This is a genomic window from Mycobacterium sherrisii (assembly GCF_002102355.1).
GTDB classification, from domain to species: Bacteria; Actinomycetota; Actinomycetes; order Mycobacteriales; family Mycobacteriaceae; genus Mycobacterium; species Mycobacterium sherrisii.
The window spans coordinates 122,064-144,713 of the sequence record NZ_LQPT01000082.1 but is presented as its reverse complement, the minus strand read 5'-3'; the positions used below and the strand labels follow the sequence as shown (position 1 = coordinate 144,713).

General features: G+C 67.6%; 22 protein-coding genes and 1 pseudogene. 4 read left to right on the top strand and 19 right to left on the bottom strand.

Annotation, left to right across the window (positions count from 1 at the left end; all coding sequences use genetic code 11):
- Position 1 precedes the first annotated feature (1 nt).
- From AWC25_RS16780 to AWC25_RS16700, 17 genes and pseudogenes are all read right to left on the bottom strand, one after another.
- Positions 2–211 carry a CbtB domain-containing protein gene (locus AWC25_RS16780; protein WP_069400812.1) on the bottom strand — a complete coding sequence of 70 codons (210 nt, stop codon included), beginning with the start codon at positions 209–211 and terminating at the stop codon, positions 2–4.
- Between the two features lie 165 nt (positions 212–376).
- Positions 377–758: pseudogene (locus AWC25_RS16775) on the bottom strand (YbjQ family protein).
- Positions 759–836: 78 nt separating this feature from the next.
- A complete protein-coding gene (gene clpC1 / locus AWC25_RS16770; protein ID WP_069400811.1) occupies positions 837–3,371 on the bottom strand; it encodes an ATP-dependent protease ATP-binding subunit ClpC in 2,535 nt (844 codons plus the stop codon).
- Between the two features lie 311 nt (positions 3,372–3,682).
- Complete coding sequence (lsr2, locus tag AWC25_RS16765) at positions 3,683–4,021, bottom strand: histone-like nucleoid-structuring protein Lsr2 (protein WP_044508725.1); 339 nt, start codon at positions 4,019–4,021, stop codon at positions 3,683–3,685.
- 119 nt (positions 4,022–4,140) lie between these two features.
- Positions 4,141–5,649, bottom strand: a complete 1,509-nt coding sequence (gene lysS / locus AWC25_RS16760) for a lysine--tRNA ligase (RefSeq protein WP_069400810.1) — start codon at positions 5,647–5,649, stop codon at positions 4,141–4,143.
- 231 nt (positions 5,650–5,880) lie between these two features.
- Positions 5,881–6,705, bottom strand: a complete 825-nt coding sequence (locus AWC25_RS16755) for a type III pantothenate kinase (protein WP_069400809.1) — start codon at positions 6,703–6,705, stop codon at positions 5,881–5,883.
- Positions 6,706–6,707: 2 nt separating this feature from the next.
- The gene (panD, locus tag AWC25_RS16750) at positions 6,708–7,127 is read right to left on the bottom strand and encodes an aspartate 1-decarboxylase (RefSeq protein ID WP_069400836.1); all 420 of its coding nucleotides are present in this window, start codon (positions 7,125–7,127) and stop codon (positions 6,708–6,710) included.
- On the bottom strand, positions 7,127–8,059 hold the full coding sequence (panC, locus tag AWC25_RS16745) for a pantoate--beta-alanine ligase (RefSeq protein ID WP_372513428.1): 933 nt from the start codon (positions 8,057–8,059) through the stop codon (positions 7,127–7,129). Before panC ends, panD begins: the two co-directional genes overlap by 1 nt.
- Complete coding sequence (locus AWC25_RS16740; protein WP_085167121.1) at positions 8,056–8,967, bottom strand: Rossmann-like and DUF2520 domain-containing protein; 912 nt, start codon at positions 8,965–8,967, stop codon at positions 8,056–8,058. Before AWC25_RS16740 ends, panC begins: the two co-directional genes overlap by 4 nt.
- A 125-nt stretch (positions 8,968–9,092) precedes the next feature.
- Positions 9,093–10,499, bottom strand: coding sequence for a DUF6779 domain-containing protein (locus AWC25_RS16735; RefSeq protein WP_085167120.1), 1,407 nt, complete (start codon positions 10,497–10,499; stop codon positions 9,093–9,095).
- A 122-nt stretch (positions 10,500–10,621) separates the two neighbouring features.
- Complete coding sequence (locus AWC25_RS16730; RefSeq protein ID WP_085167119.1) at positions 10,622–11,098, bottom strand: DUF3180 domain-containing protein; 477 nt, start codon at positions 11,096–11,098, stop codon at positions 10,622–10,624.
- The gene (gene folK / locus AWC25_RS16725; protein WP_085167118.1) at positions 11,098–11,649 is read right to left on the bottom strand and encodes a 2-amino-4-hydroxy-6-hydroxymethyldihydropteridine diphosphokinase; all 552 of its coding nucleotides are present in this window, start codon (positions 11,647–11,649) and stop codon (positions 11,098–11,100) included. The genes AWC25_RS16730 and folK overlap by 1 nt, the downstream gene beginning before the upstream one ends.
- Before the next feature lie 53 nt (positions 11,650–11,702).
- A complete protein-coding gene (gene folB / locus AWC25_RS16720; RefSeq protein WP_069400804.1) occupies positions 11,703–12,101 on the bottom strand; it encodes a dihydroneopterin aldolase in 399 nt (132 codons plus the stop codon).
- The gene (folP, locus tag AWC25_RS16715; RefSeq protein ID WP_069400803.1) at positions 12,094–12,936 is read right to left on the bottom strand and encodes a dihydropteroate synthase; all 843 of its coding nucleotides are present in this window, start codon (positions 12,934–12,936) and stop codon (positions 12,094–12,096) included. Before folP ends, folB begins: the two co-directional genes overlap by 8 nt.
- The gene (folE, locus tag AWC25_RS16710; RefSeq protein ID WP_069400802.1) at positions 12,933–13,541 is read right to left on the bottom strand and encodes a GTP cyclohydrolase I FolE; all 609 of its coding nucleotides are present in this window, start codon (positions 13,539–13,541) and stop codon (positions 12,933–12,935) included. The genes folP and folE overlap by 4 nt, the downstream gene beginning before the upstream one ends.
- 15 nt (positions 13,542–13,556) lie before the next feature.
- Positions 13,557–15,911 carry an ATP-dependent zinc metalloprotease FtsH gene (ftsH, locus tag AWC25_RS16705; RefSeq protein WP_085167117.1) on the bottom strand — a complete coding sequence of 785 codons (2,355 nt, stop codon included), beginning with the start codon at positions 15,909–15,911 and terminating at the stop codon, positions 13,557–13,559.
- 184 nt (positions 15,912–16,095) lie between these two features.
- Complete coding sequence (locus AWC25_RS16700; protein WP_084229364.1) at positions 16,096–16,551, bottom strand: VOC family protein; 456 nt, start codon at positions 16,549–16,551, stop codon at positions 16,096–16,098.
- 91 nt (positions 16,552–16,642) lie between these two features.
- Between AWC25_RS16700 and AWC25_RS16695 the strand changes: the two genes are divergently transcribed.
- From AWC25_RS16695 to AWC25_RS16685, 3 genes are read left to right on the top strand one after another with little or no spacing between them, the layout of a single operon-like run.
- Positions 16,643–17,611, top strand: coding sequence for an alpha/beta fold hydrolase (locus AWC25_RS16695; RefSeq protein ID WP_142278887.1), 969 nt, complete (start codon positions 16,643–16,645; stop codon positions 17,609–17,611).
- Positions 17,608–18,795, top strand: a complete 1,188-nt coding sequence (locus tag AWC25_RS16690) for an LLM class flavin-dependent oxidoreductase (protein ID WP_069400799.1) — start codon at positions 17,608–17,610, stop codon at positions 18,793–18,795. Before AWC25_RS16695 ends, AWC25_RS16690 begins: the two co-directional genes overlap by 4 nt.
- Complete coding sequence (locus AWC25_RS16685) at positions 18,795–19,808, top strand: zinc-binding dehydrogenase (protein WP_085167115.1); 1,014 nt, start codon at positions 18,795–18,797, stop codon at positions 19,806–19,808. The genes AWC25_RS16690 and AWC25_RS16685 overlap by 1 nt, the downstream gene beginning before the upstream one ends.
- 12 nt (positions 19,809–19,820) lie before the next feature.
- On the opposite strand, the gene AWC25_RS16680 is transcribed toward AWC25_RS16685, so the two are convergent.
- Complete coding sequence (locus tag AWC25_RS16680) at positions 19,821–21,065, bottom strand: PPE family protein (protein ID WP_085167114.1); 1,245 nt, start codon at positions 21,063–21,065, stop codon at positions 19,821–19,823.
- A 12-nt stretch (positions 21,066–21,077) separates the two neighbouring features.
- The gene (locus tag AWC25_RS16675; RefSeq protein ID WP_069400796.1) at positions 21,078–21,377 is read right to left on the bottom strand and encodes a PE family protein; all 300 of its coding nucleotides are present in this window, start codon (positions 21,375–21,377) and stop codon (positions 21,078–21,080) included.
- A 422-nt stretch (positions 21,378–21,799) separates the two neighbouring features.
- Here AWC25_RS16675 and AWC25_RS16670 point away from each other — a divergent pair, with 422 nt between their 5' ends.
- On the top strand, positions 21,800–22,630 hold the full coding sequence (locus tag AWC25_RS16670) for a helix-turn-helix transcriptional regulator (protein ID WP_085167113.1): 831 nt from the start codon (positions 21,800–21,802) through the stop codon (positions 22,628–22,630).
- The last annotated feature ends 20 nt before the right edge of the window (positions 22,631–22,650 follow it).

The following is a 22,650-nucleotide window of genomic DNA, read 5'->3' as shown; positions in this document are numbered from 1 at the left end:
GTCAGTGGCAGGGGAAGCCGAGTAGGTGGCGCGCGTCGTGCACGAATTCATGCACGTGCGAATCGCTGCCGAACAGCGACACCGCGCCCTGATCGATGCCGACGAAGTAGAGCGCCAACAGGGCCAGCACGGCGGTCGCCGCCAGCCAGAGTGCGGCACTGGCCGCCGACAAATCGATCGCGCGTGTGCCGGTCGTCTCGGAAGTGGACACTGTTGGCTCCTTCTGGGAATGACGCGTCCCGCCGTAGGTGACGGGTTCCGGGTCTGACTTTGCAGTGGCGCGACCGTTCTGGAATTTCACCAGATTCCGTTACCCGTCGGAAAAAGTGTTGACAACAGTGGTCAGTCTAGACGGACCGCACCGGTGAGCAAACGATCACTGCTGTGGGGGCGACCCGCCGTACCCGAGCTGGCTTGCCGTGTATTTCGCGGCGTCCGTCACCGGGCACCGCCTCGACCGCAGTTCCGTAGGCGCAGATCTCGGTCCACACGTCGCCGATCTCGGTGGTGTCGAACCGCATCGCGACGATGGCGTTGCCGCCGCGGCTGCGTGCCTCCGCGATCAGCCGCCCCATGGCTTCGTTGCGGCTGTCGGCGAGGTTCTTGGTCATTCCTTGCAGTTCGCCGCCGAACATGGCCTTGAATCCCGCACCCATTTGCGCGAACGCGTTGCGAGATCGCACGGTCAACCCGAAGACTTCCCCGCAGACGCGTCGGATCTCCCAGCCCGGCAGGTCGTTGGTGGTCACGATCAGCACGGGTAAGCCCCCTTAGCTTCACGCACCGCAAAACGGGCGGTCAGTCCCGTGAGACTAACCGCCCGTTTTGCGTGATCGCTACTGCGGCTCGGGCGCTGCGTGCGCCCCGGCCTTCGCCAGGTCCGGCTCGGCTTCGGGCTTGCGCACCCCGGTGAACGTGAACACCGCGTCCTCGCCGGCGCCTTCGCCATCCCAGTTGTCGACGTCGACCTTGACCAGCTGTCCGGGACCGACCTCCTCGAAAAGGATCTTCTCGGAGAGCTGGTCCTCGATCTCGCGCTGGATGGTGCGCCGCAGCGGGCGGGCACCCAGCACCGGGTCGAAACCACGCTTGGCCAGCAGCGCCTTGGCCTTGTCGGTCAGCTCTAGAGCCATGTCCTTGCTCTTGAGCTGGGTGGCGACCCGGCTGACCATCAGATCGACCATCCGGATGATCTCGTCGCGGCTCAGCTGGTGGAAGACGATGATGTCGTCGATACGGTTCAGGAACTCCGGGCGGAAGTGCTTCTTCAGCTCGTCGTTGACCTTCTGCTTCATCCGCTCGTAGTCGTTTTCGCCGCCACCCTGGGTGAACCCGAGGCCGACGGGCTTGGAGATGTCCGACGTACCGAGGTTGGACGTGAAGATCAGCACGGTGTTCTTGAAGTCGACCGTGCGGCCCTGCCCATCGGTGAGACGACCGTCCTCGAGAACCTGCAACAGGCTGTTGTAGATCTCTTGGTGCGCCTTCTCGATCTCGTCGAACAGCACCACCGAGAACGGCTTGCGGCGCACCTTTTCGGTGAGCTGGCCGCCCTCTTCGTAGCCGACGTATCCCGGCGGGGCGCCGAACAGCCGCGACGCGGTGAACCGATCGTGGAACTCGCCCATGTCGATCTGGATCAGCGCGTCGTCGTCGCCGAACAGGAAGTTCGCCAGTGCCTTGGACAGCTCGGTCTTACCGACGCCGGACGGGCCGGCGAAGATGAACGAGCCGGACGGCCGCTTGGGGTCCTTCAGCCCGGCGCGGGTGCGGCGGATCGCCTTGGAGACGGCCTTGACGGCGTCCTCTTGGCCGATGATCCGCTTGTGCAGCTCGTCCTCCATGCGCAGCAGCCGCGTGGTCTCGGCCTCGGTGAGCTTGAACACCGGAATGCCGGTCCAGTTACCGAGCACCTCGGCGATCTGCTCGTCGTCGACCTCGGCGACCACGTCGAGATCGCCTGAGCGCCACTGCTTTTCGCGCTCGGTGCGCTGGGCGACCAGTTGCTTCTCTCGGTCGCGCAGGCTGGCGGCCTTCTCGAAGTCCTGGGCGTCGATCGCCGATTCCTTCTCCCGGCGGGCGTCGGCGATCTTCTCGTCGAACTCGCGCAGGTCTGGCGGTGCGGTCATCCGGCGGATGCGCATCCGGGCGCCCGCCTCGTCGATCAGGTCGATCGCCTTGTCGGGCAGGAACCGGTCGTTGATGTAGCGGTCGGCCAGTGTGGCGGCCGCGACCATCGCGGAATCGGTGATCGAGACGCGGTGGTGCGCCTCGTACCGGTCGCGCAGGCCCTTGAGGATCTCGATGGTGTGCTCGACCGTCGGCTCGCCGACCTGGACCGGCTGGAACCGGCGCTCCAGGGCGGCGTCCTTCTCGATGTACTTGCGGTACTCGTCGAGGGTGGTGGCGCCGATGGTCTGCAGCTCCCCACGGGCCAGCTTCGGCTTCAGGATGCTGGCGGCGTCGATCGCACCCTCGGCGGCGCCCGCGCCGACCAGCGTGTGCAGCTCGTCGATGAACAGGATGATGTCGCCGCGGGTGTTGATCTCCTTGAGCACCTTCTTCAGGCGTTCCTCGAAGTCACCGCGGTAGCGGCTACCGGCGACCAGCGAGCCGAGGTCAAGGGTGTAGAGCTGCTTGTCCTTCAGCGTCTCGGGGACCTCGCCGTGCACGATGGCCTGCGCCAGGCCCTCGACGACGGCGGTCTTGCCGACGCCGGGCTCGCCGATCAGCACCGGGTTGTTCTTGGTGCGCCGGCTCAGCACCTGCATCACCCGCTCGATTTCCTTCTCGCGGCCGATGACCGGATCCAGCTTGCCTTCCATCGCGGCCGCCGTCAGGTTGCGGCCGAACTGGTCGAGAACCAGCGAGGTGGATGGGCTGCCGGACTCGCCGCCGCGGCCGCCGGTGCCCGCCTCGGCGGCCTCCTTGCCCTGGTATCCGGAGAGCAGCTGGATGACCTGCTGGCGCACCCGGGTCAGCTCGGCGCCCAGCTTGACCAGCACCTGCGCCGCGACGCCCTCGCCCTCGCGGATCAGGCCCAACAGGATGTGCTCGGTGCCGATGTAGTTGTGGCCGAGCTGCAGCGCCTCGCGCAGGCTCAGCTCGAGGACCTTCTTGGCGCGGGGCGTGAACGGGATGTGGCCCGACGGGGCCTGCTGTCCCTGGCCGATGATCTCCTCGACCTGGCTGCGGACGCCCTCAAGCGAGATGCCAAGCGACTCCAGCGACTTGGCGGCTACGCCCTCGCCTTCGTGAATCAGACCCAGCAGGATGTGCTCGGTGCCGATGTAGTTGTGGTTGAGCATCCTGGCCTCTTCTTGCGCCAAGACGACCACCCTGCGGGCACGGTCGGTAAATCTTTCGAACATCGGTGGTTACCTGCTCTCCCTCACCATCGGTACTCCAGTCATTGTCGGCTCAGGGGCCGACAGTGCGTACCTGGTGTCCACTGTAATGGTCGGCCCGTCAGGGTTCGAACGTTGCGGTGCCTTGTCGTTCGGGCCGTTCGGACCTGCTTGCCACTGTGGCCCGGGATTCCCCCGGCTTACAGAGGCGTAACTGAAGCAACGAGACAATCCACCGAATCGTTTCCCCACCGAAGGCAGGCATCATTCATTTCGCCGCCAGCGAAAAGAAACCGGCGCCCGCGCCTGGTGGCCGGACGCCGGATACCGATTTTTTAGGTGGCCGCGTGAAACGCGTCGATGACGTCCGCCGGGATGCGTCCGCGCGTCGACACGTTGTGTCCGTTGCGACGGGCCCATTCGCGGATCGCGGCGCTCTGCTCGCGGTCGATCGCCCCACGGCCGCGGCCCGAGCCGGACCGGCCCCGGCGGCGGCCACCGACGCGGCGGCCCGCTGCCACCCACTGCTTCAGATCGTTACGAAGTTTCGCGGCATTCTTGGTGGAAAGGTCAATCTCATAGGTCACCCCGTCAAGCCCGAATTCGACGGTTTCGTCGGCGGCCCCTGCACCGTCGAAATCATCGACCAAGGTGACGGTGACTTTCTTCGCCATTAGCTTACCCTCGCGTTCTTCCTGAGCACTTGCTGAGCAGATTGGACCCACTCCCCGGTCACTAATCTGCCATAAGGCCCCAGCATATTCAATCTGAGCGCAACAGCGCGTTAGATGTTTCAGCTCGTGTGTGGCCGAACAATCGGGAACAAAACTGTCTCTCTAATTGACAGGCCGGTCAAAGTCATCAACAAGCGGTCGATACCCATTCCCGTTCCGGTGCACGGCGGCATCCCATACTCGAGGGCTGTGAGAAAGTCTTCGTCGAGTTGCATGGCCTCATCGTCACCGGCCGCGGCGGCCCGCGCCTGCTCGGCGAAACGCTCGCGCTGGACCACCGGATCGTTGAGCTCGGAGTAGCCCGTCGCCAGCTCGACGCCGCGCACGTAGAGATCCCACTTTTCGGTGACCCCGGGGATGCTGCGGTGCTGGCGCGTCAAAGGTGTTGTCTCGACAGGGAAATCCTTGACGAACGTCGGGGCGGTCAACGTCTTGCCCACCAGGTGCTCCCAAAGTTCCTCGACGTACTTTCCGTGCCCGTAGCCACGGTCGTCGGGAATCTCCGGAAAGTCGGGGCCGAGCCGAGCGGCGATGGCCCGCAGCTGTTCGAGCGTCGTTTGGGGTGTGATCTCTTCGCCCAGCGCCGCGGACAACGACGGATACATTTCTACGGAAGCCCATTCTCCGTCGATGTCGTAGATGCTTCCATCTGGCAACGGCAGTTGCCGAGTACCGATCGCCTCGTCGGCCACCTCTTGAATAAGCTCTCGGGTCACGACTGCCGAATCGTCATACGTTCCGTAGGTCTGGTAGGTCTCCAACATCGAGAATTCTGGAGAATGTGTCGAATCGGACCCTTCGTTTCTGAACACCCGATTTAGCTCGAAGACCCTGTCGAATCCACCGACGATGCATCGCTTCAGGAACAGTTCCGGTGCGATGCGCAGGTAGAGATCGATGTCGAGCGCATTGGAATGCGTGATGAACGGGCGAGCGGCCGCGCCGCCGGCCAGCGTCTGCAACATTGGTGTTTCGACTTCCAGAAACCCGCGCCGTTCCAGGGCGTTGCGGATCGCGCGGATCACGGCGATGCGCTGACGTGCCACCGAGCGCGCCTGGGGCCGGACGATGAGGTCGACATACCGCTGCCGCACCCGCGATTCTTCGCTCATCTCCTTGTGCGCGACGGGCAGCGGCCGCAGCGCCTTGGCCGCGATGCGCCACGAGTCGGCAAGCACGGACAGTTCGCCTCGGCGTGAACTGATCACCGTGCCGTGGACATAGACGATGTCGCCGAGGTCGACGTCGGCCTTCCAGGCGTCCAGCGACTCCTTGCCGACCTTGTCCAGGCTGATCATGGCCTGCAGGGTGGTCCCGTCGCCGTCCTGCAAGGTCGCGAAGCACAATTTGCCGGAATTGCGGGCAAAGATGACCCGCCCCGCCACTCCGACGATGTCATCGGTCGCGGTGTCGACCTCGAGGTTGGCATGCGCCGCGCGGACCTGCGCCAGCGTGTGGGTGCGTTCGATGGCAACCGGATAAGGGTCGGTCCCCTCGGCCAACAGCCGAGCGCGCTTATCCCGGCGAATCCGGAACTGCTCGGGAAGGTCTTGATCGGCTGCACTCACGACGTGCCAGCTTAAATGACCTCGCACGGCGGTCGCTGCGGGCGTCGAGTGTGCGCTGCGGGCTTTCGGTGTGCTCCGGGCTTTCGGTGTGCGCTCCGGGCGTCGACACGCCGGGGCGGCGCGCCGTGGACGCATCTTCAAAGCCGAGGATGCACACTCGCCGCGGGCCGCCCGTCGACGTCGTGCGACCAGAGCAGCCCGGAGCACCCCCGATAGGCAGGCTTGCGGACCTCAGCGGGCGGTCTTCAGCCGGCCGCGCTGCGCGTCCCGGTTGCGCTCGAAGACCAGCCGCAGCCCGTGCAGCGTCAGGTGCTGGTCGTAGTGGACCTCGGTTTCCAGCTCGGACAACAACAGCGGCGCGGTGTGGCCGGTGGCCACCACCACGACTTGATCTCCTAAGTCACCGGAAAAGCCGTCCACGTCGGCGCGGACCCGTCCCACCAGCCCGTCGACCAGGCCGGCGAAGCCGAACACCGCGCCGGCCTGCATGCATTCGACGGTGTTCTTGCCGACGACCGAGCGGGGCCGGGACAGCTCGACCCGGCGCAGCGCGGCCGAGCGCGCGGCGGCAGCATCCGAGGAGACCTGGATACCGGGCGCTATCGCACCGCCGAGGAACTCACCCTTGGACGAAACCACGTCAACGCAGATGGAGGAACCGAAGTCCACGACGATGCAGGGCTTCCCGAATTTATGAAAAGCGGCCAGGCAGTTGATGATTCGATCGGCCCCGACTTCTTTGGGGTTGTCGACCAGCAGCGGGATGCCGGTCCGCACGCCGGGTTCGATCAGCACGTGCGGCACCGACGGCCAGTACTGGTCGAGCATCACCCGCACCTCGTGCAGCACCGAAGGCACGGTCGACAAGGCCGCCGCACCGGTCAGTCGCTCGGAGTCGTCGCCGATCAAACCGTCGATGGTCAGCGCCAACTCGTCCGCCGTGACCTCCGACTCAGTGCGAATCCGCCACTGCTGCACGACCTTCGCGTGTTCTTTGGCGCCGGAGATCAGCCCCACGACGGTGTGGGTGTTACGGACGTCGATCGCCAGCAGCACGGTTATCGCACACCGATGCGTGGGTCGAGTAGTTCGTCGACGCCGTCGGGCACGAACGCCGGGTCGCTGCCCAGGTCGATCTGCTTGTTGTCGGCGTCGACGAAGACGATGCGCGGCTGGTAGGCGCGCGCCTCGGCGTCTTCCATCGTGCCGTAGGCGATCAGGATCACCAGGTCGCCCGGGTGTACGAGATGCGCAGCGGCACCGTTGATTCCGATGATGCCGGTGCCGCGCTCGCCCGTGATCGCGTAGGTGACCAGGCGGGCGCCGTTGTCGATATCGACGATGGTCACCTGCTCACCCTCCAGCAGGTCGGCCGCATCCATCAGATCGGCGTCGATGGTTACCGACCCGACGTAGTGCAGATCGGCCTGAGTGACTGTGGCGCGGTGGATCTTCGACTTGAGCATCGTCCGTAACATCAGTTCCTCCAAGATGTTTCATGGGTGTCCAGCCCGAAAGGTGCCGGCGTGGCCTCGATGTCGATAGCAATGTTGTCCAGCAGTCTGGTGCTGCCCAGCCGGGCGGCGACGAGCAGTCGGCCGGGCCGGCCGACCTGCGGCGGCCCCAGGTCCGCATCGCGCAGCTCGAGGTAGTCGACCGCGACGGCGGGCACCGCGTCGAGCACGGCGCGCGCCGCGTCCAGCGCGGCCCGTTGGCCGGCCCCCGCCGCGTGCGCGCCGGCCAGCAACGCCGCCGACAGCGTCGTCGCCAACTCGCGCTGGGCGGCGTCCAGGTAGCGATTACGCGACGACATCGCCAGCCCGTCGGACTCGCGGACGGTCGGCACGCCGACCACCTGCACGTCGATGTTCAGGTCGGCGGTCATCTGCCGGATCAAGACCAGCTGCTGATAATCCTTCTCGCCGAAGAAGATTCGGTCCGGGTGGACGATTTGCAATAGCTTGCACACGACGGTGAGGACTCCGGCGAAATGCGTCGGCCGAACGGAGCCTTCGAGCTCGGCGGCCAGCGGGCCGGGCTGCACGGTGGTGCGCAGGCCCTCGGGGTACATCGCCGCGGCGGTCGGGGCGAACACGATCTCGACGCCCTCGCCGCGCAGCAGGGTCAGATCGTGATCCAGCGTGCGCGGATAGGCGTCGAGGTCTTCCCCCGCGCCGAATTGCAAGGGATTGACGAAGATCGACACCGCGACAACCGATCCGGGCACCCGCTTGGCGGCTCGCACCAACGCCAGATGCCCGTCGTGCAGCGCACCCATCGTCGGCACCAGCATCACCCGGCGGCCGGTGTGCCGCAGCGCGCGGCTCACGTCGGACACCTCGCGCGGCACCGAATACACGTTGAGTTGCCCCGGCTGGAACGCCGGTGGGCGGGCCGTCATGGCGCTCATCGGGCCAGCACCTCGACGACCTCTTGCGGTGCGTGCGCACGCTGCGCGGTCCGCAGCGCGTTCACCCGGTAGGCGTTCGCCAGGTCGGGGTCGACCTGCGTCAGCGCCCGCAGATGGCCGGCGACCGCGGCCGCGTCACCGCGGGCCACCGGGCCGGTGAGCGCGGCCTGGCCACGCTGCAGCGTGTTCTCCAGCGCGGCGCGGGCCAACGGCCCGACGATGCGTTCGGCGACGCCGCCCGGCTGATCGTCGACCAGTTGCTGGCCCAGCAGTTCGGTGCCGCGGACCGCCGCGCGCAGCGCCTCGACCGCGTCGGCGAGCACGGTCACCAGATGATTGCTCGCATGGGCCAAAGCCGCGTGGTAGAGGGTGCGGGCCTGCTCGCGGACCCGGAACGGCTCGCCGCCCATCTCCAGCACCAGCGACTGCCCGATCGCATAGCCGACCTCGTCGGTCGCGGTGATGCCGAAACAGGTGTCCGGCAGCCGATTGACGTCCTCGTCGGAGCCGGTGAACGTCATCGCCGGGTGGATGGCCACCGGTATGCAGCCGTGCTCGGTCAGCGGGGCGAGAATGCCGACGCCGTTGGCGCCCGAGGTGTGCACCACGATCGTGCCGGGCCGGACCGCCGACGTCGCGGCCAGGCCGGTCACCAGGCCCGCCAGCTCGCCGTCGGGCACCGCCAGCAACAGCATTTCGGCGGCGGCAGCCACATCCGGCGGCGCAGCCACCGGCGTGTCGGGCAGTCGGCGCGCCGCCCGCTGTCGCGAGGCGTGGGAGATGGCGCTGCAGGCCACCACGACGTGTTCAGCGCGCTCCAGCACCACCCCCAGGGCGGTGCCCACCCGGCCGGCCGAAATGATGCCCACCTTGAGCCTGGCCGGGCGCAAGCCGTCGAACTGCCTCATCGCAGACGACCTCACATTGTTGGTTCGTGCGTTCCGGTCCACTTTTGACTGATGTCGGGTACCGGACGGTCACTAACACTGTAGTCGATCGAGCACGCGGCCCCCAATGTGAGGAAGCTCCCAGCTCAGTCTTCCCGGCGCCGACGCCGACCGCCCCCGGAGGGCTGCACCTGCAGCCGGGCCAGCAGGTCGGCGACGGATTGGCCGCCCGTGCGCGGGCCCGTGTCGGAGCCGCCCGGCTCGTCGTCGGCGCCCTGGTGGCGGGGCGTGGGCGCCGGCGCGAGTCGCGGTGGCGGCGGTGGCGCCTCCTGCTGGGGCGCCGGCCGGGGATAGGGCGGCGCAGCGGTCGCGGGAGCCGGTGCCGAGGGTCCCGCGTCGGCCTGATCCGGCACCCGGTCCGGCGCCTGCGCCGGGCCGAGAAAGTTGCGGACGCTGTAGTCGCGGTATTCCGCGGAGTGGCGCGAACGGGCCCGGCGACCCGCTTCGGCCGACGGCATCGGCGGCTCGTGGTCGGCCGGCGGGCCCGGGACACCCGCCAGCGACTCCTCGGCGTGGCGGGAGCGCCGGCGCCGGCCACGCGTGGCATCCGCTTCGCCCGGGACCTCGCCGCCGCCGGCCCAGTTGCTGCCGGGCGTGCCGGGGGGCAACCAGAGACCGTCGGCGTTGACCGGCTGCCAGTCCCTGCGTACCGGTTCGGGCGGCGGCGGCGGTTGCCACTGCGGGGGCCCGAACCGCTCGGCTTCGGCGGGCGCGGCCATCGGCGGGGGGACGAACGGCGGCGCCTCGGAATACTGCGGCTCGGCCGGGTGGCGGGCGTCCTGCGAGGCGTCGTACGGCGGGCGGTCCCGCTCGTGGAACCGCGGCGGCGGGCCGGCACTCGCGGCGCTCACCGGAAATTCCCCCACCTCCGGGACATCGATGATCGCGGACTCGTCGGTGCGTGGCTCCGCGGCATCCACCGGACGGCCCTGGCGGACCGAGGTGACCCGGTCGCTGGTGACCCAGTCGACCCCCGCAGCTTCCCCGTTGCGGTCCCAGTCGCTGTACGCCCGCGCGGGCGGGGTCTCGGTATCGACGTTTTCCAGCGCGGGCCGCTGCTCGAGGTCGGTATCGAACAAGATCTCCAGGCTGGTCCGCAGCGCCGCCACCTCGGCGCGCAGGGCCGCAAGGTCGTCGGCGGCCTGGGCGCGTATTTCGGAGGCCAGTTCGCGGCGTAACTGGGATTCGACGGTCAGCTCGTATTCGCGCCGCGCCGAGATCTCCCGGTCCAGCTGTAGGTCGTAGACCAGCTTGAGGTCACGCACCCGCGACTGGTCGGCATCGCTTTGCCGGCGGTACAGCACCGACACGAAGGCGCCGGCGACTGCGGCCCACAGCGCCAGGATCACAGCGAGCTTGAGGAGTTCCACACGATTGGTGAAAACCAGTGCGGAACTGGCCCCCATGGCGAGGACCAGCAACGCCGTCAAGAGCACCCACCCCGGCCTGCGGCCGCCGCGCCGACCCCGGGCGCCGCGGGACAGAACGGTCATGGCCTGACTGTACCTGTGCGATGTCGTTCCGCGTGTCGCGCGACTCCGGCGATTCTCACCTGGGTAGATCCGCCGAACGCTCGGCGTTTCGCCCACCCGGGCACCGGCAACCGCCCGCCGTTCTAGCTTTCCGCTCCTTCGCCGCGCTCGGTCGGATCAGGCGGGGACTTACAGCAATGCTGCAGCCACAGCGCGGCGACCAACAATGCCAGCGCGCTGATCGCGGCCACCGCCGTCCCCGTGGTGTCCTCCGCGGCGACCCGTAACCAGGACCGGCGCGGCAGGAAGAACGCCAGCACCCCGATCCACCAGCCCAGCACCAGGGCGCCCACCCAGGCCGAGGCCTTGGCGACCGTCACGGTGCGGGCCACCGCGAGCGGATGCAGCCAGCCGGGCCCGGCCCCGATTTCCCCGTCACTGATCTTGGTCCGCACATAACGTGCCCACAGCGCCTCGGCGATCGCGACGCCGAGCAGGGACAGACCGGTCCACACGGTGACCGGTGGGAACCAGCGGAACAACACCTGAATCAGCAGATAACTCAGTACCGCAGCGCCGACCACCGCGACCGTCAGGTCCCGCTTCCTGGTCGGCCCCATCAGCTCGTCGACTCCGGGTCGCCCGGGGAGTCGGTGTCACGGTGCAGGGTCCATTCGGTCAACCGGACCGCCTGCCGATCGGCGGGCTCGAGTTCGGTCAGCAGCTCGGCGACCGGGCGCGGCCCGCCGGCCAGGGTCAGTCGCGCATCCGGGTCGACGGTCAGCCAGGGCACCAGCACGAAGGCACGCAGGTGAGCCAGCGGGTGCGGGAGCGTCAGGTTGTTGTCCCGGCTGAGCACCTCGCCGGCGGCGGAGTAGCAGGCGATCAGGTCCACGTCCAGGGTGCGCGGCCCCCAACGCTCACCGCGGACGCGGCCCGCGGCCCGTTCGAACCCCTGGGCCCGCTGCAGCCACCCCTGCCCGTCGAGCGCGGGATCGTCGGCAATGAGCACCGCGTTGAGGAACGGGCCCTGTTCCACGCGCCCCCACGGCTCCGTCTCGTACACCGGGGAGATCTGCAGCAGCGTGTCACCGAGCGCGTCCACGACCGACTGCAGCCGCGCCAGCCGGTCGCCCAGGTTGGAGCCGATGGACAGTACGACCCTGCTCATGTGCGCCGCTTCTCCTCACCGCTTCGCTGTGCATCGTCGCCGATGCGGGTTGTTCACACCCCGCCCGCGGGGACCACCGAACCACGACCTCCCCGCCGGGACCGCCGAATCACCACCGCCACATCGGAGAACTGCTGCGGGATCGGGGCGCGGGGCTTGTGCACCGTGACCTCGACGGCGTGCACACGGTCGTCGGCCATCACGTGCTCGGCGATCTCGGTGCCCACCGTCTCGATCAGGTTCCGGGGCGGTCCCGCCACGATCTCGGCGGCACGTTGGGCCAGGGCCGCATAGTCGTGGGTGTCGGCCAGGTCGTCGCTGGCGGCGGCGTCGGCCAGGTCGATCCAGACCACGATGTCGACGACGAATTCCTGGCCGTCGGTCCGCTCGGCCTCGAAGACACCGTGGTGTCCGTGAATTGTCAAGCCGCGCAATTCGATTCGGTCAGCCATCGCCTTCAGTCCGCTCCGTCTGCGTCCAGGCACCGACGACTTTGAGAGCGTCGACCGAGGCCCGCACATCATGCACCCGCACACCCCACACTCCGTGCAGGGCGGCCAGCGCGGATATCACCGCCGTCGCCGTCTCGCGGCCGTCGGGCGGTCGCGGCGACCCATCCGGTCCGGCCAACAGCGTACCGAGGAAGCGTTTGCGCGACGCGCCCAGCAGCACCGGAATGCCAGTCGCCACCAGTTCGGGCAGCCCGTGCAACAGCGCCCAATTGTGTTGTCCCGTCTTGGCGAAGCCCAGACCCGGATCGATGATCAACTTGGCCGGATCCACCCCGGCGGCCACGGCGTCGTCGACACCGGCCAGCAGTTCGGCGCGCACGTCGGCCACCACGTCGCGATACTGCGGGGCCCGGTGCGGCTGGTCGGCCGCCACCGATCGCCAGTGCATGAGCACCCACGGCACACCGGCCTCGGCCACCAGCGGCGCCATTGCGGGATCGGCGCGCCCGCCGGACACGTCGTTGACGATTTGGGCTCCGTTTTCCAGCGCCACCCGCGCGACCTCGGCGTGCATGGTGTCGATGCTCACGGTAATTCCTTGTGCGGCAAGTTCTTTGACGACGGGAACGATGCGTGCGCTCTCGATCCTGGGGTCGATTCGAGTGGCACCGGGCCGGGTCGACTCCCCGCCGACGTCGATGATGTCCGCGCCGTCGGCAGTCAGTGCCAGGCCGTGCGCGACGGCGCTGTCCGCACCCAGGTAGCGCCCGCCGTCGGAGAATGAGTCGTCAGTGACGTTCACCACCCCGACCACCTGCACGGGCAGCGGAGTCACTTACGCAGGATGAGGTCGAGTGCTTCGGCTCGAGAGGCGGCATCGGTCTTGAACTGCCCGCGCACCGCCGAGGTGGTGGTGATGGCGCCGGGCTTGCGGACACCGCGCATCGCCATGCACAGATGCTCCGCCTCGACCACCACGATCACCCCGCGGGGAGCGAGCCGGTTCACCAGGGCATCGGCGATCTGGCTGGTGAGCCGCTCTTGCACCTGCGGCCGTTTGGCGTAAAGGTCAACCAGCCGAGCGATTTTCGACAGGCCGGTCACCCGGCCGTCCGGGCCGGGGATGTAGCCGACATGGGCCACCCCGTGAAACGACACCAGGTGATGCTCACACGTCGAGTACAGCGGAATCTCTTTGACGATGACCAGCTCGTCGTGGTCCTCGTCGAACATGGTGTTGAGCACCGCGTCGGGCTCGGTGTAGAGGCCGGAGAACATCTCCCGGTACGCGCGGGCCACCCGGGCCGGCGTGTCCCGCAACCCATCTCGATCGGGGTCTTCGCCGATGGCGTACAACAACTCGCGGACCGCTGCTTCCGCGCGCGGCTGGTCGAACGCCCGTACACGGTGTGGCGCGGTGCGGGTATCCGGCATCACCATCGAATTCTCCGTTCGTCAGCCCCGGGCCGGCGGGTTGGACCGGCTTACGTCGTCATCCGGCTGATCGGGCGGTCTTCCCGGCTCCGGGCTGGGCTGACCGGGCGGGGGGTAGGGCGGATAGTAGGGCTGACCCTGGACCTGACCGCGGCTCTGCTGGCCCGGGTAACTCGGTGCCGGTTGCGGCCAATGAGGTTGGGGCGCAGGCGGATACCAGTGCCCCTGTGGTTGTTGTGGCTGCTGCGGCGGCGGCCAACCGGGCGCGTACCAGCCGGCCGGAGCGCCGTAGTCCGGCTGAGTGGGCCGCTGCGGTTCCGCTGGCCGCTGCCCGCTACGAGAACCATTGGGGCCGTGCGCCATTCTGTCGGCCTCCGCGCGCGCGGCCTCGGCCGCCTGGCTGGCTGCCGCGATGGCCGCCTTGAACGCTGGCTCGGGAACCGGTTGAGGCCACGGCTCGCCGCGCTCGATGGCCAGCTCGCCGGGGGTCTTGATCGGCGGCTTGTCCGACGGGATCCGGCCCCCGAAATCGTCAAACACAGTGAGCCGGGGCCGCTTTTCGACGTCGGCGAAGATCTTCTCCAATTCGGGGCGGTGCAGAGTTTCCTTTTCCAGCAGCTCGCCGGCCAGCGTGTCGAGCACGTCGCGGTATTCGGTCAGGATCTCCCAGGCCTCGGTGTGGGCCGCTTCGATGAGTTTGCGGATCTCGTCGTCGATGTCGCGGGCGACCTCGTGCGAGTAGTCCGCCTGTGTGCCCATGGTGCGGCCCAGGAAGGGGTCGCCGTGCTCGGAGCCGTATTTGACCGCGCCGAGTTTGGAACTCATGCCGAACTCGGTGACCATCGCCCGCGCGGTTTTGGTGGCCTGTTCGATGTCGGACACCGCGCCGGTGGTCGGCTCGCGGAACACCAGCTCCTCGGCCGCCCGCCCGCCCATCGCGAACACCAACTGCGCGACCATCTCCGAGCGGGTGCGCAGGCCCTTGTCCTCTTCGGGCACCGCGACGGCGTGCCCGCCGGTGCGGCCACGGGCCAGGATCGTCACCTTGTACACCGGGTCGATGTCGGGCATCGCCCAGGCGGCCAGGGTGTGCCCGCCCTCGTGGTAGGCGGTGATCTTCTTCTCCTGCTCGCTGATGATGCGGCCCTTGCGGCGCGGACCGCCGATCACCCGGTCCACCGCCTCCTCGAGGGCGGGCCCGGTGATCACCGTGCCGTTCTCGCGGGCGGTCAGCAGCGCCGCCTCGTTGATGACATTGGCCAGGTCGGCGCCGGTCATCCCGACGGTCCGCTTGGCCAGCCCGTCGAGGTCGGCGTCGGGTGCAATCGGCTTGCCCTTGGAGTGCACGGCCAGGACGGCGCGGCGGCCCGCCAGGTCGGGGTTGGACACCGGGATCTGCCGGTCGAAGCGACCGGGCCGCAGCAGGGCCGGGTCCAGGATGTCAGGCCGGTTGGTCGCGGCGATCAGGATGACGCCGGCCCGATCGCCGAAGCCGTCCATCTCGACCAGCAACTGGTTGAGCGTCTGCTCGCGCTCGTCGTGACCGCCGCCCAGGCCGGCGCCGCGCTGGCGCCCGACCGCATCGATCTCGTCGACGAAAATAATGCAGGGGCTGTTTTGTTTTGCCTGCTCAAAAAGGTCGCGCACGCGGGAGGCACCCACACCGACGAACATCTCGACGAAGTCGGAGCCCGAAATCGTGAAGAACGGCACCCCGGCCTCCCCGGCGACCGCACGGGCAAGCAGGGTCTTGCCGGTGCCGGGCGGGCCGTAGAGCAGCACACCCTTGGGGATCTTGGCGCCCAGCGCCTGATAGCGCGACGGGTTCTGCAGGAAATCCTTGATCTCGTAAAGTTCCTCGACCGCCTCGTCGACGCCGGCGACGTCGGCGAACGTGGTCTTGGGCATGTCCTTGGACAGCTGCTTGGCGCGCGACTTGCCGAAGCCGAAGCCCATCCGGGCGCCGCCCTGCATGCGGGAGAACATCACGAACAGGCCGACCAGCAACAGCAGCGGCAGCACGTAGACCAGCAGCTCACCCAGGATGCTGCCCTCGTTGACGACGGTGCTGACCTTGGCGTTCTTCGCGTTGAGCGCGTTGAACAAATCGACGGCGTAGCCGCTGGGGTACTTGGTGATGACCTTGTCGGAGTTGTCGGTGTCGTTGTTGCCCTTCTTCAGGATCAATCGCAGCTGCTGCTCCCGGTCGTCGATCTGCGCGCTCTTGACGTTGTCACCGTTGATCTGGGACATCGCGACCGAGGTGTCGACGGGCTTAAATCCGCGGGTGTCGTCGCTGAAATAGAAGAACGACCAGCCGAGCAGCACTACTACAGCGATCGCCGTGACTGTGCGAATCACGTTTTTCCGGTTCATCAATCATCGGCCGTTTCGGCCAGGTCCTTCCGATACACGCAGCTGGAAAGTTCAGGCTACCGCTAGCTCCGGCAATGCCGGAGCGCAGCGGTCTTCACCGTGCTGCCCGGACAACGAGCGGCGGGTTCCCGATGTTTCCTGCGCAGCGATTCACAGCACCGCAAATCGGTTCGGGCATGCCCCGCTAGTCGTAATGGCGGGCTTCGATCACGTTGCCGTCGGGGTCGGAAAAGTAGAACCCGTGCGGCGCCCATCCCCGGGCACCGTAGCTGCGGGTCAGCCGGGCGCTGGTGTCCACACCCGCGTCCCGCAGCCGTCGGTCCAGGACGTCGTACTCGGCCTTCGACAGCGCCAGGCACACGTGATTGACCGGATGGCCGGCACTGCCGCGGCTGTTGGTCAGCGTTTCCACGCCGTCGACGCTGGCCAGCGGCACCAGGTCGATGATCGAGTCCTCGCACACCCGCACACTCGGGAACGGCGCCTCACCGGCCTCGAATTCGGTGAAGCGCACGGGCGCGAGGCCCACAACCTTCGTGTAAAAGTCCATCGATGAGTGCGGATCCTTCGTCCACAACACGATGTGGTCCAGCCTCCTCACCCGCTCGCCTCCGTTCCGCTGTTGCCGTGGCGCCCCCATCGCGGAGGCAAGCCTGCGACGCCCATTTTCAACCCCCTTTCAAGCTCGCCGAGTACTTCTCAGCCGATTGGGGTTGTGCTTTGGTGTGTTGGTGCCCACATCTACCGAACGGTTAGTGGAGACCAATGGGGTGCGGCTCCGAGTCGTCGAGGCCGGTGAGCGCGGAGCGCCGGTGGTCGTCTTGGCGCACGGGTTTCCCGAGTTGTCCTACTCCTGGCGTCACCAGATTCCGGCGCTCGCACAGGTCGGCTACCACGTGCTCGCCCCCGATCAGCGGGGGTACGGCGGATCGTCGCGCCCGGCGGCGATCGACGCCTACAACATCCGGGAGCTGACCACCGACATCGTCGGGTTGCTCGACGATGTCGGTGCCGAGCGGGCGGTTTGGGTCGGCCACGACTGGGGCGCCCCGGTCGCCTGGACCGCGCCGCTGCTGCACCCGGACCGGGTCGCCGCGGTGGCGGGGTTGAGCGTCCCGCCCACGCCGCGCTCCAAGGCGCCGCCGACCCAGGTGTGGCGCAGCAGGTTCGGCGAGAACTTCTTCTACATCCTCTACTTCCAAGAGCCCGGCGTCGCCGATGCCGAGCTCAACGCCGAGCCCGCGCGCTTCATCCGCCGCATCATGGGTGGTTCGGCCGCGCCCGGCGACCAGGAGGCCGCGGTGCGGATGCTGGCGCCGGGCCCCGAGGGCCTCATCGAACGGCTGCCCGACGCTCAGGTGTTGCCGGACTGGATCAGCCAGGACGAACTCGACCACTACATCGCGGAATTCTCCCGCACCGGGTTCACCGGCGGCCTGAACTGGTATCGCAATTTCGACCGCAACTGGGAGATCACCGCCGAGCTGGCCGGCGCGAAAATCCCGGTCCCCTGCCTATTCATCGGCGGCACAACCGATCCCGTGCTGGCCTTCACCCCGGCCGATCGGGCGGGCGAGCTCATCTCGGGCCCGTATCGGCAGGTGATGATCGAAGGCGCGGGACACTGGCTGCAACAAGAACGACCCGACGAGGTCAACTCGATACTGCTGGAATTTCTCGACGGATTGGAGTTGCGGTGACTGCCCCGCTTCGTTTCGGTGTGTTTATCACGCCGTTTCATCCGATCGGCCAATCGCCTACGGTGGCACTGGAATACGACATGGAACGCGTCGTCGCACTGGACCGCCTGGGCTACGACGAAGCCTGGTTCGGTGAACATCATTCCGGCGGTTACGAATTGATCGCCTGCCCGGAGGTGTTCATCGCCGCTGCGGCGGAACGAACCAAGCACATCCGGCTGGGCACCGGCGTGGTCTCGCTGCCCTACCATCACCCGCTGATGGTGGCCGACCGCTGGGTGCTGCTGGACCATTTGACCCGCGGCCGGGTGATGTTCGGCACCGGACCCGGGGCGTTGCCGTCGGACGCTTACATGATGGGCATCGACCCGGTCGATCAACGGCACATGATGCAGGAGTCGCTGGAGGCGATCCTGGCGCTGTTCCGCGCGGGCCCGACCGAACGCATCGACCGGCACACCGACTGGTTCACCTTGCGCGATGCGCAACTGCACATCCGTCCTTACACCTGGCCATACCCGGAAATCTCAACGGCGGCAATGATTTCGCCGTCCGGTCCGCGCCTGGCCGGTGCGATGGGGACGTCGTTGCTGTCGCTGTCGATGTCGGTGCCCGGTGGCTACGCGGCGCTGGAAACCACCTGGGAGATCGTGCGCGAACAGGCCGCCAAGGCGGGCCGCGGCGAACCGGACCGCGCCGATTGGCGAGTGCTGTCCATCATGCACATCGCCGACACCCGCGAACAGGCGATCCAGGATTGCACGTACGGTCTGCAGGATTTCGCCAACTACTTCGGCGCGGCGGGCTTCGTGCCGCTGGCCAACACCGTCGAGGGCACGCAATCACCGTATGAGTTCGTCGAAGACTATGCGGCGAAAGGGAATTGCTGCATAGGCACACCCGATGACGCCATCGCCCACATCGAAGACCTGCTGGAACGGTCGGGCGGATTCGGGACGTTGCTGATGCTCGGCCATGACTGGGCCTCCCCCGAAGCGACCTACCATTCTTACGATCTGGTCGCCCGCAAGGTGATCCCGCATTTCAAGGGCCAACTCGCGGCGGCACGGGCATCGCACGACTGGGCCAAAGACCGCCGCGACCAACTGATCGGCCGCGCCGGCGAGGCCGTCGTGCAGGCCATCACCGAGCACGTCGGCGAGCAGGAAGACGCGGTGCGGTGATGCGTGCCGCGGTGTTGCGCGACGGCCGTATGGTCCCGCGCGACGACGTCCCCGGCCCGATACCCGGGCCCGGCCAGGTACTGGTGGCCATCCGGGCCTGCGGAATCTGCGGCTCCGACCTGCATTTCGCCGCGCACGGCAGGCAAATGCTGGACATGACCGAGCGGGTCATGCGGGGCTCGGGTGGCACGGCGGTGGATCTGACGCGCGACATCTTCATGGGCCACGAATTCAGCGCCGAGGTGCTCGAGGCGGGACCCGATACCGACACCCATCCGGCCGGGACCATGGTCACGTCGATCCCGGTGCTGCTGTCCGCCACGGGTGTCGAGCCGATCGTGTACAGCAATCACACCGTCGGCGGCTATGCCGAACGGATGCTGCTGTCCGCACCGCTACTGCTGCCCATCCCCAACGGGCTGGATCTCAAGCACGCCGCCCTGACCGAGCCGATGGCGGTGGGGCTGCACGCCGTCAATAAGTCCAACATCGCTGCCGGCGAGACGGCCCTGGTGCTGGGCTGCGGCCCGATCGGTGTCGCGATCATCGCCGCCCTGCGGGCGCGTGGTGTGGAAAACATTGTGGCATCCGGCTTTTCGACCAAGAGGCGCGAGCTGGCCACCACCGTGGGCGCTCACCAGACACTCGATGCCGCCGACGGTTCACCCTTCGACACGGTCCAACCGGCGGTGGTGTTCGAGGCGATCGGCGTGCCCGGCATCATCGGCGACGTGCTGCTGCGGGCCCGTCCGGGCACCCGCCTGGTCGTCGCGGGGGTCTGCATGGAGGCCGACACCTTTCACCCGTTCTTCGCGATCGCCAAAGAGATCAACGTGCAGTTCTGCTTGGCCTACACCCCCGAAGAGTTCGCCGAGTCGCTGCGCGGACTGGCCGAGGGCGAAACGGACGTCACTGCGCTGATCACTGGCGAGGTGGGCCTGGACGGGGTCGGCGCCGCGTTCGACGACCTGGCCGACCCCGAACGGCACGGCAAGATCCTGGTCACGCCGTGATCGGTCGTCCTGCTACCCGCCCGCCGGCGGGTGAGTGATGATCGTGGGCTTGAATCCGTAACGGGGCGGCGCAAAGTGAGCGGCCCCGACGCTGCGGGCGGCGCCACTACCCAGCAGCGGCATGCCACCGACCGCGTGGGTCGCCGGCTGGGTCGCGGCCGCGGTGGTGCCGTTGAGCGTCACGATGGCCGGGCCGGCCGTCGGGGTGACCGCTCCCCACGACGCCGGGACGGATAGACCGCCGACGGACGCCGCCCGGCCCGCCGCGCCGACGGCATTGCCCAGGGCGCCATTCAACGCGTGTGGCACCGCCTCGATGGCCTTCGCGGCGCCCTCGGCCGCCTTCGCCGCGCCTTCCGTGGCGGCCTTTGCGGCCTGGGGCGCAAAACCCTGCGCAATGCTTTGAACGTCCTTGAAGGCGGTGGTGAACAGCCGGGTGGGCGACACCAACCGGATGAACATGTCGAACGGCGAGCTGGCGTCCAATTCCTGTGAGCCGGTGAGGCCTTCGAAGAAGTCGCCCAGCGGGCCGCTCAGCGCAAACCCGTCACCCTCGTCGTTCATCCCGATGCCCCCGAACGACAGCCCGGGCGACTGGGACGTGTTGGTTCCAGTTCCGGCCAGCGCGGACAACGTTTGTGGCACCGTGGTCAGACCTCGGGCGTTGGTGCCGGCGGTGCTCCCCGCGGCCTGCGCCACCGCGGCGGCCTGCCCGGCCGTCCCGGCGGGGTCGGTGGCGGGGGCCGCCGACTGCGGCTGCGGCAGTTTGGCGGCGGTGGCCGACGCGCCCGCGTACCCGTACATCGCCCCCGCGTCTTGGGCCCACATTTCGGCGTATTCGGTCTCGACGGCCGCGATCGCTGCCGTGTTCTGGCCGAGGAAGTTCGTGGCCAAGAGCTCCAGCAGCAACGCCCGGTTCGCCGCAACCACCGGCGGGGGTACCGTTCCGGCGAACGCCGCCTCGAACGCGGCCGCCGCGGCCGCGGCCTGAGCACCGGCCTCCTCGGCCTGCCCCGCGGTCTCACGTAGCCAGACCACTTGAGGCACCGCCGCGGCCAGCATGGCGGAGGCCGACGGTCCCTCCCAGGGACCGTCGGTGAGGCTGGCTATCAACGCGCCGTAGGTGGCGGACGCCGCGTGCAGCTCGGCGGCCAGCGCCTCCCACGCCGCGGCGGCCGCCAGCAGCGGCCCCGAACCGGGCCCGGCATACATCAGCGCCGAATTGATCTCCGGCGGTAGCTGTGCGAAATCCAGCATCGTATTCCTCGCCTAACCGACCGTGCTCAGATTCGCCATTTCCGTGGCGGCGTACGAACCGGCGCTGATCTTCAGCGTGGTGGCCAATTGTTCCCGAACAACCGCAGCCTCGGCGCTTATCACTTGAAAAAGCTGCGCGTGCGAAGAAAATTGTGCCGCAGTCAATATCGAGACCACGTCCGCGGCCGCCGGGACAACTCCGGTCGTCGATGTGGCCGCCGCGGCGCCACCTTCTCGCACCGCTTCGTTGACGCCGAACAGTCCTGCTGCCACCGCGTTCAGCACTTCTGGCTGCGCTCGCAAAAAGGACATGTCCCCTCCTCAAAAACCCTATAACTCACCAACTTTCAGTAGCCCACGCCGGCTTCTGAAACAGACGACTCGCCACGTTAGACCCGGCCGCTGTGGAGATAACAGCCCGCACGGGCCAATTCACGACGGATTCGATAAGTGTTCACCGTGTTGATCGAGCACGCTGGCACATTTGCCTTTGGTATGAAAGATCATATGAACCAATATGTTTGGAGTTTGCCATGAATAACTCCGACACCGACCGAATTGCCGTTATCCTGCGGCCCCATGGTGCTGATAGCCCTGGGCCGCTGCGGTCCGCCAGCGTCCTTCGAGTGCTGGCCGGCAGCGCCGTTATGCTGGCCTGAGCAGCTGATCCGCCCTCATGGCTCGACCAGACGGAGCCGATCCCCACCCCGACTCCCCCGCAACGATTGGCCCCCGTGACCGAAAGATCCGCCCTGGCACAGTTTCTGCGCGCCCGCCGAAGCCTGGTGCAGCCGGCGGACGTCGGTCTGCCGGCCGGCGGGCGCCGACGGGTGGCCGGTTTACGCCGGGAGGAGGTGGCGATCCTGGCCAACATCAGCACGGACTATTACCTGCGCCTCGAGCAGGGCCGCGAAGAGCATCCGTCGGATCAGGTTCTCACCGCGCTGAGCCGGGCCCTGAAACTGGACGACGATGCGGTGGCCTACATGCGAAACCTGACCCGACACCGGTCCGTCGCCGCCGTTGAGCCGTTACGGGACTTGCATCCCGGACTGCAGGGGCTGATCGACGGCTGGCCACTGACCGCGGCGCACGTGGTGGACCCCGGCATCAACACGGTCGTCGCCAACAACCTGGCCGCCGCACTGTCGCCGTACTTTGGGGTGGGGTTTAACACCATGCGGGAATTGTTCGGTGACCCGGCCGCACGCAACTTCTACCGCAATTGGAAACCACTCACCGAGTGGGCGGTGTCCCTGATCCGCGTCCTGTACGGTCAGCGGCCCGACCCCGCGCTGATCAGACTGGTCGACGATTTGATCGAACAAAGCCCACGGTTCCGTCAGCTCTGGGAACGGCACGATGTCAGATACGAGCCCGCCGGGGTGATGCTGGTCAACCATCCGCGGGTGGGCAAGCTCACCCTCAACTATCAGCAGATGATTTTGCCCGCGACCGGTCATGTGCTGGTTTCGTATTGGGCCGAACCCCGCTCTGAATCGGAGGATGGCATGCGCCGGCTGAGCCTGGGAGTCGGACAACCAGGAATCATGCGTCCTGGATAACTGCGGTGTGCGCCCACACG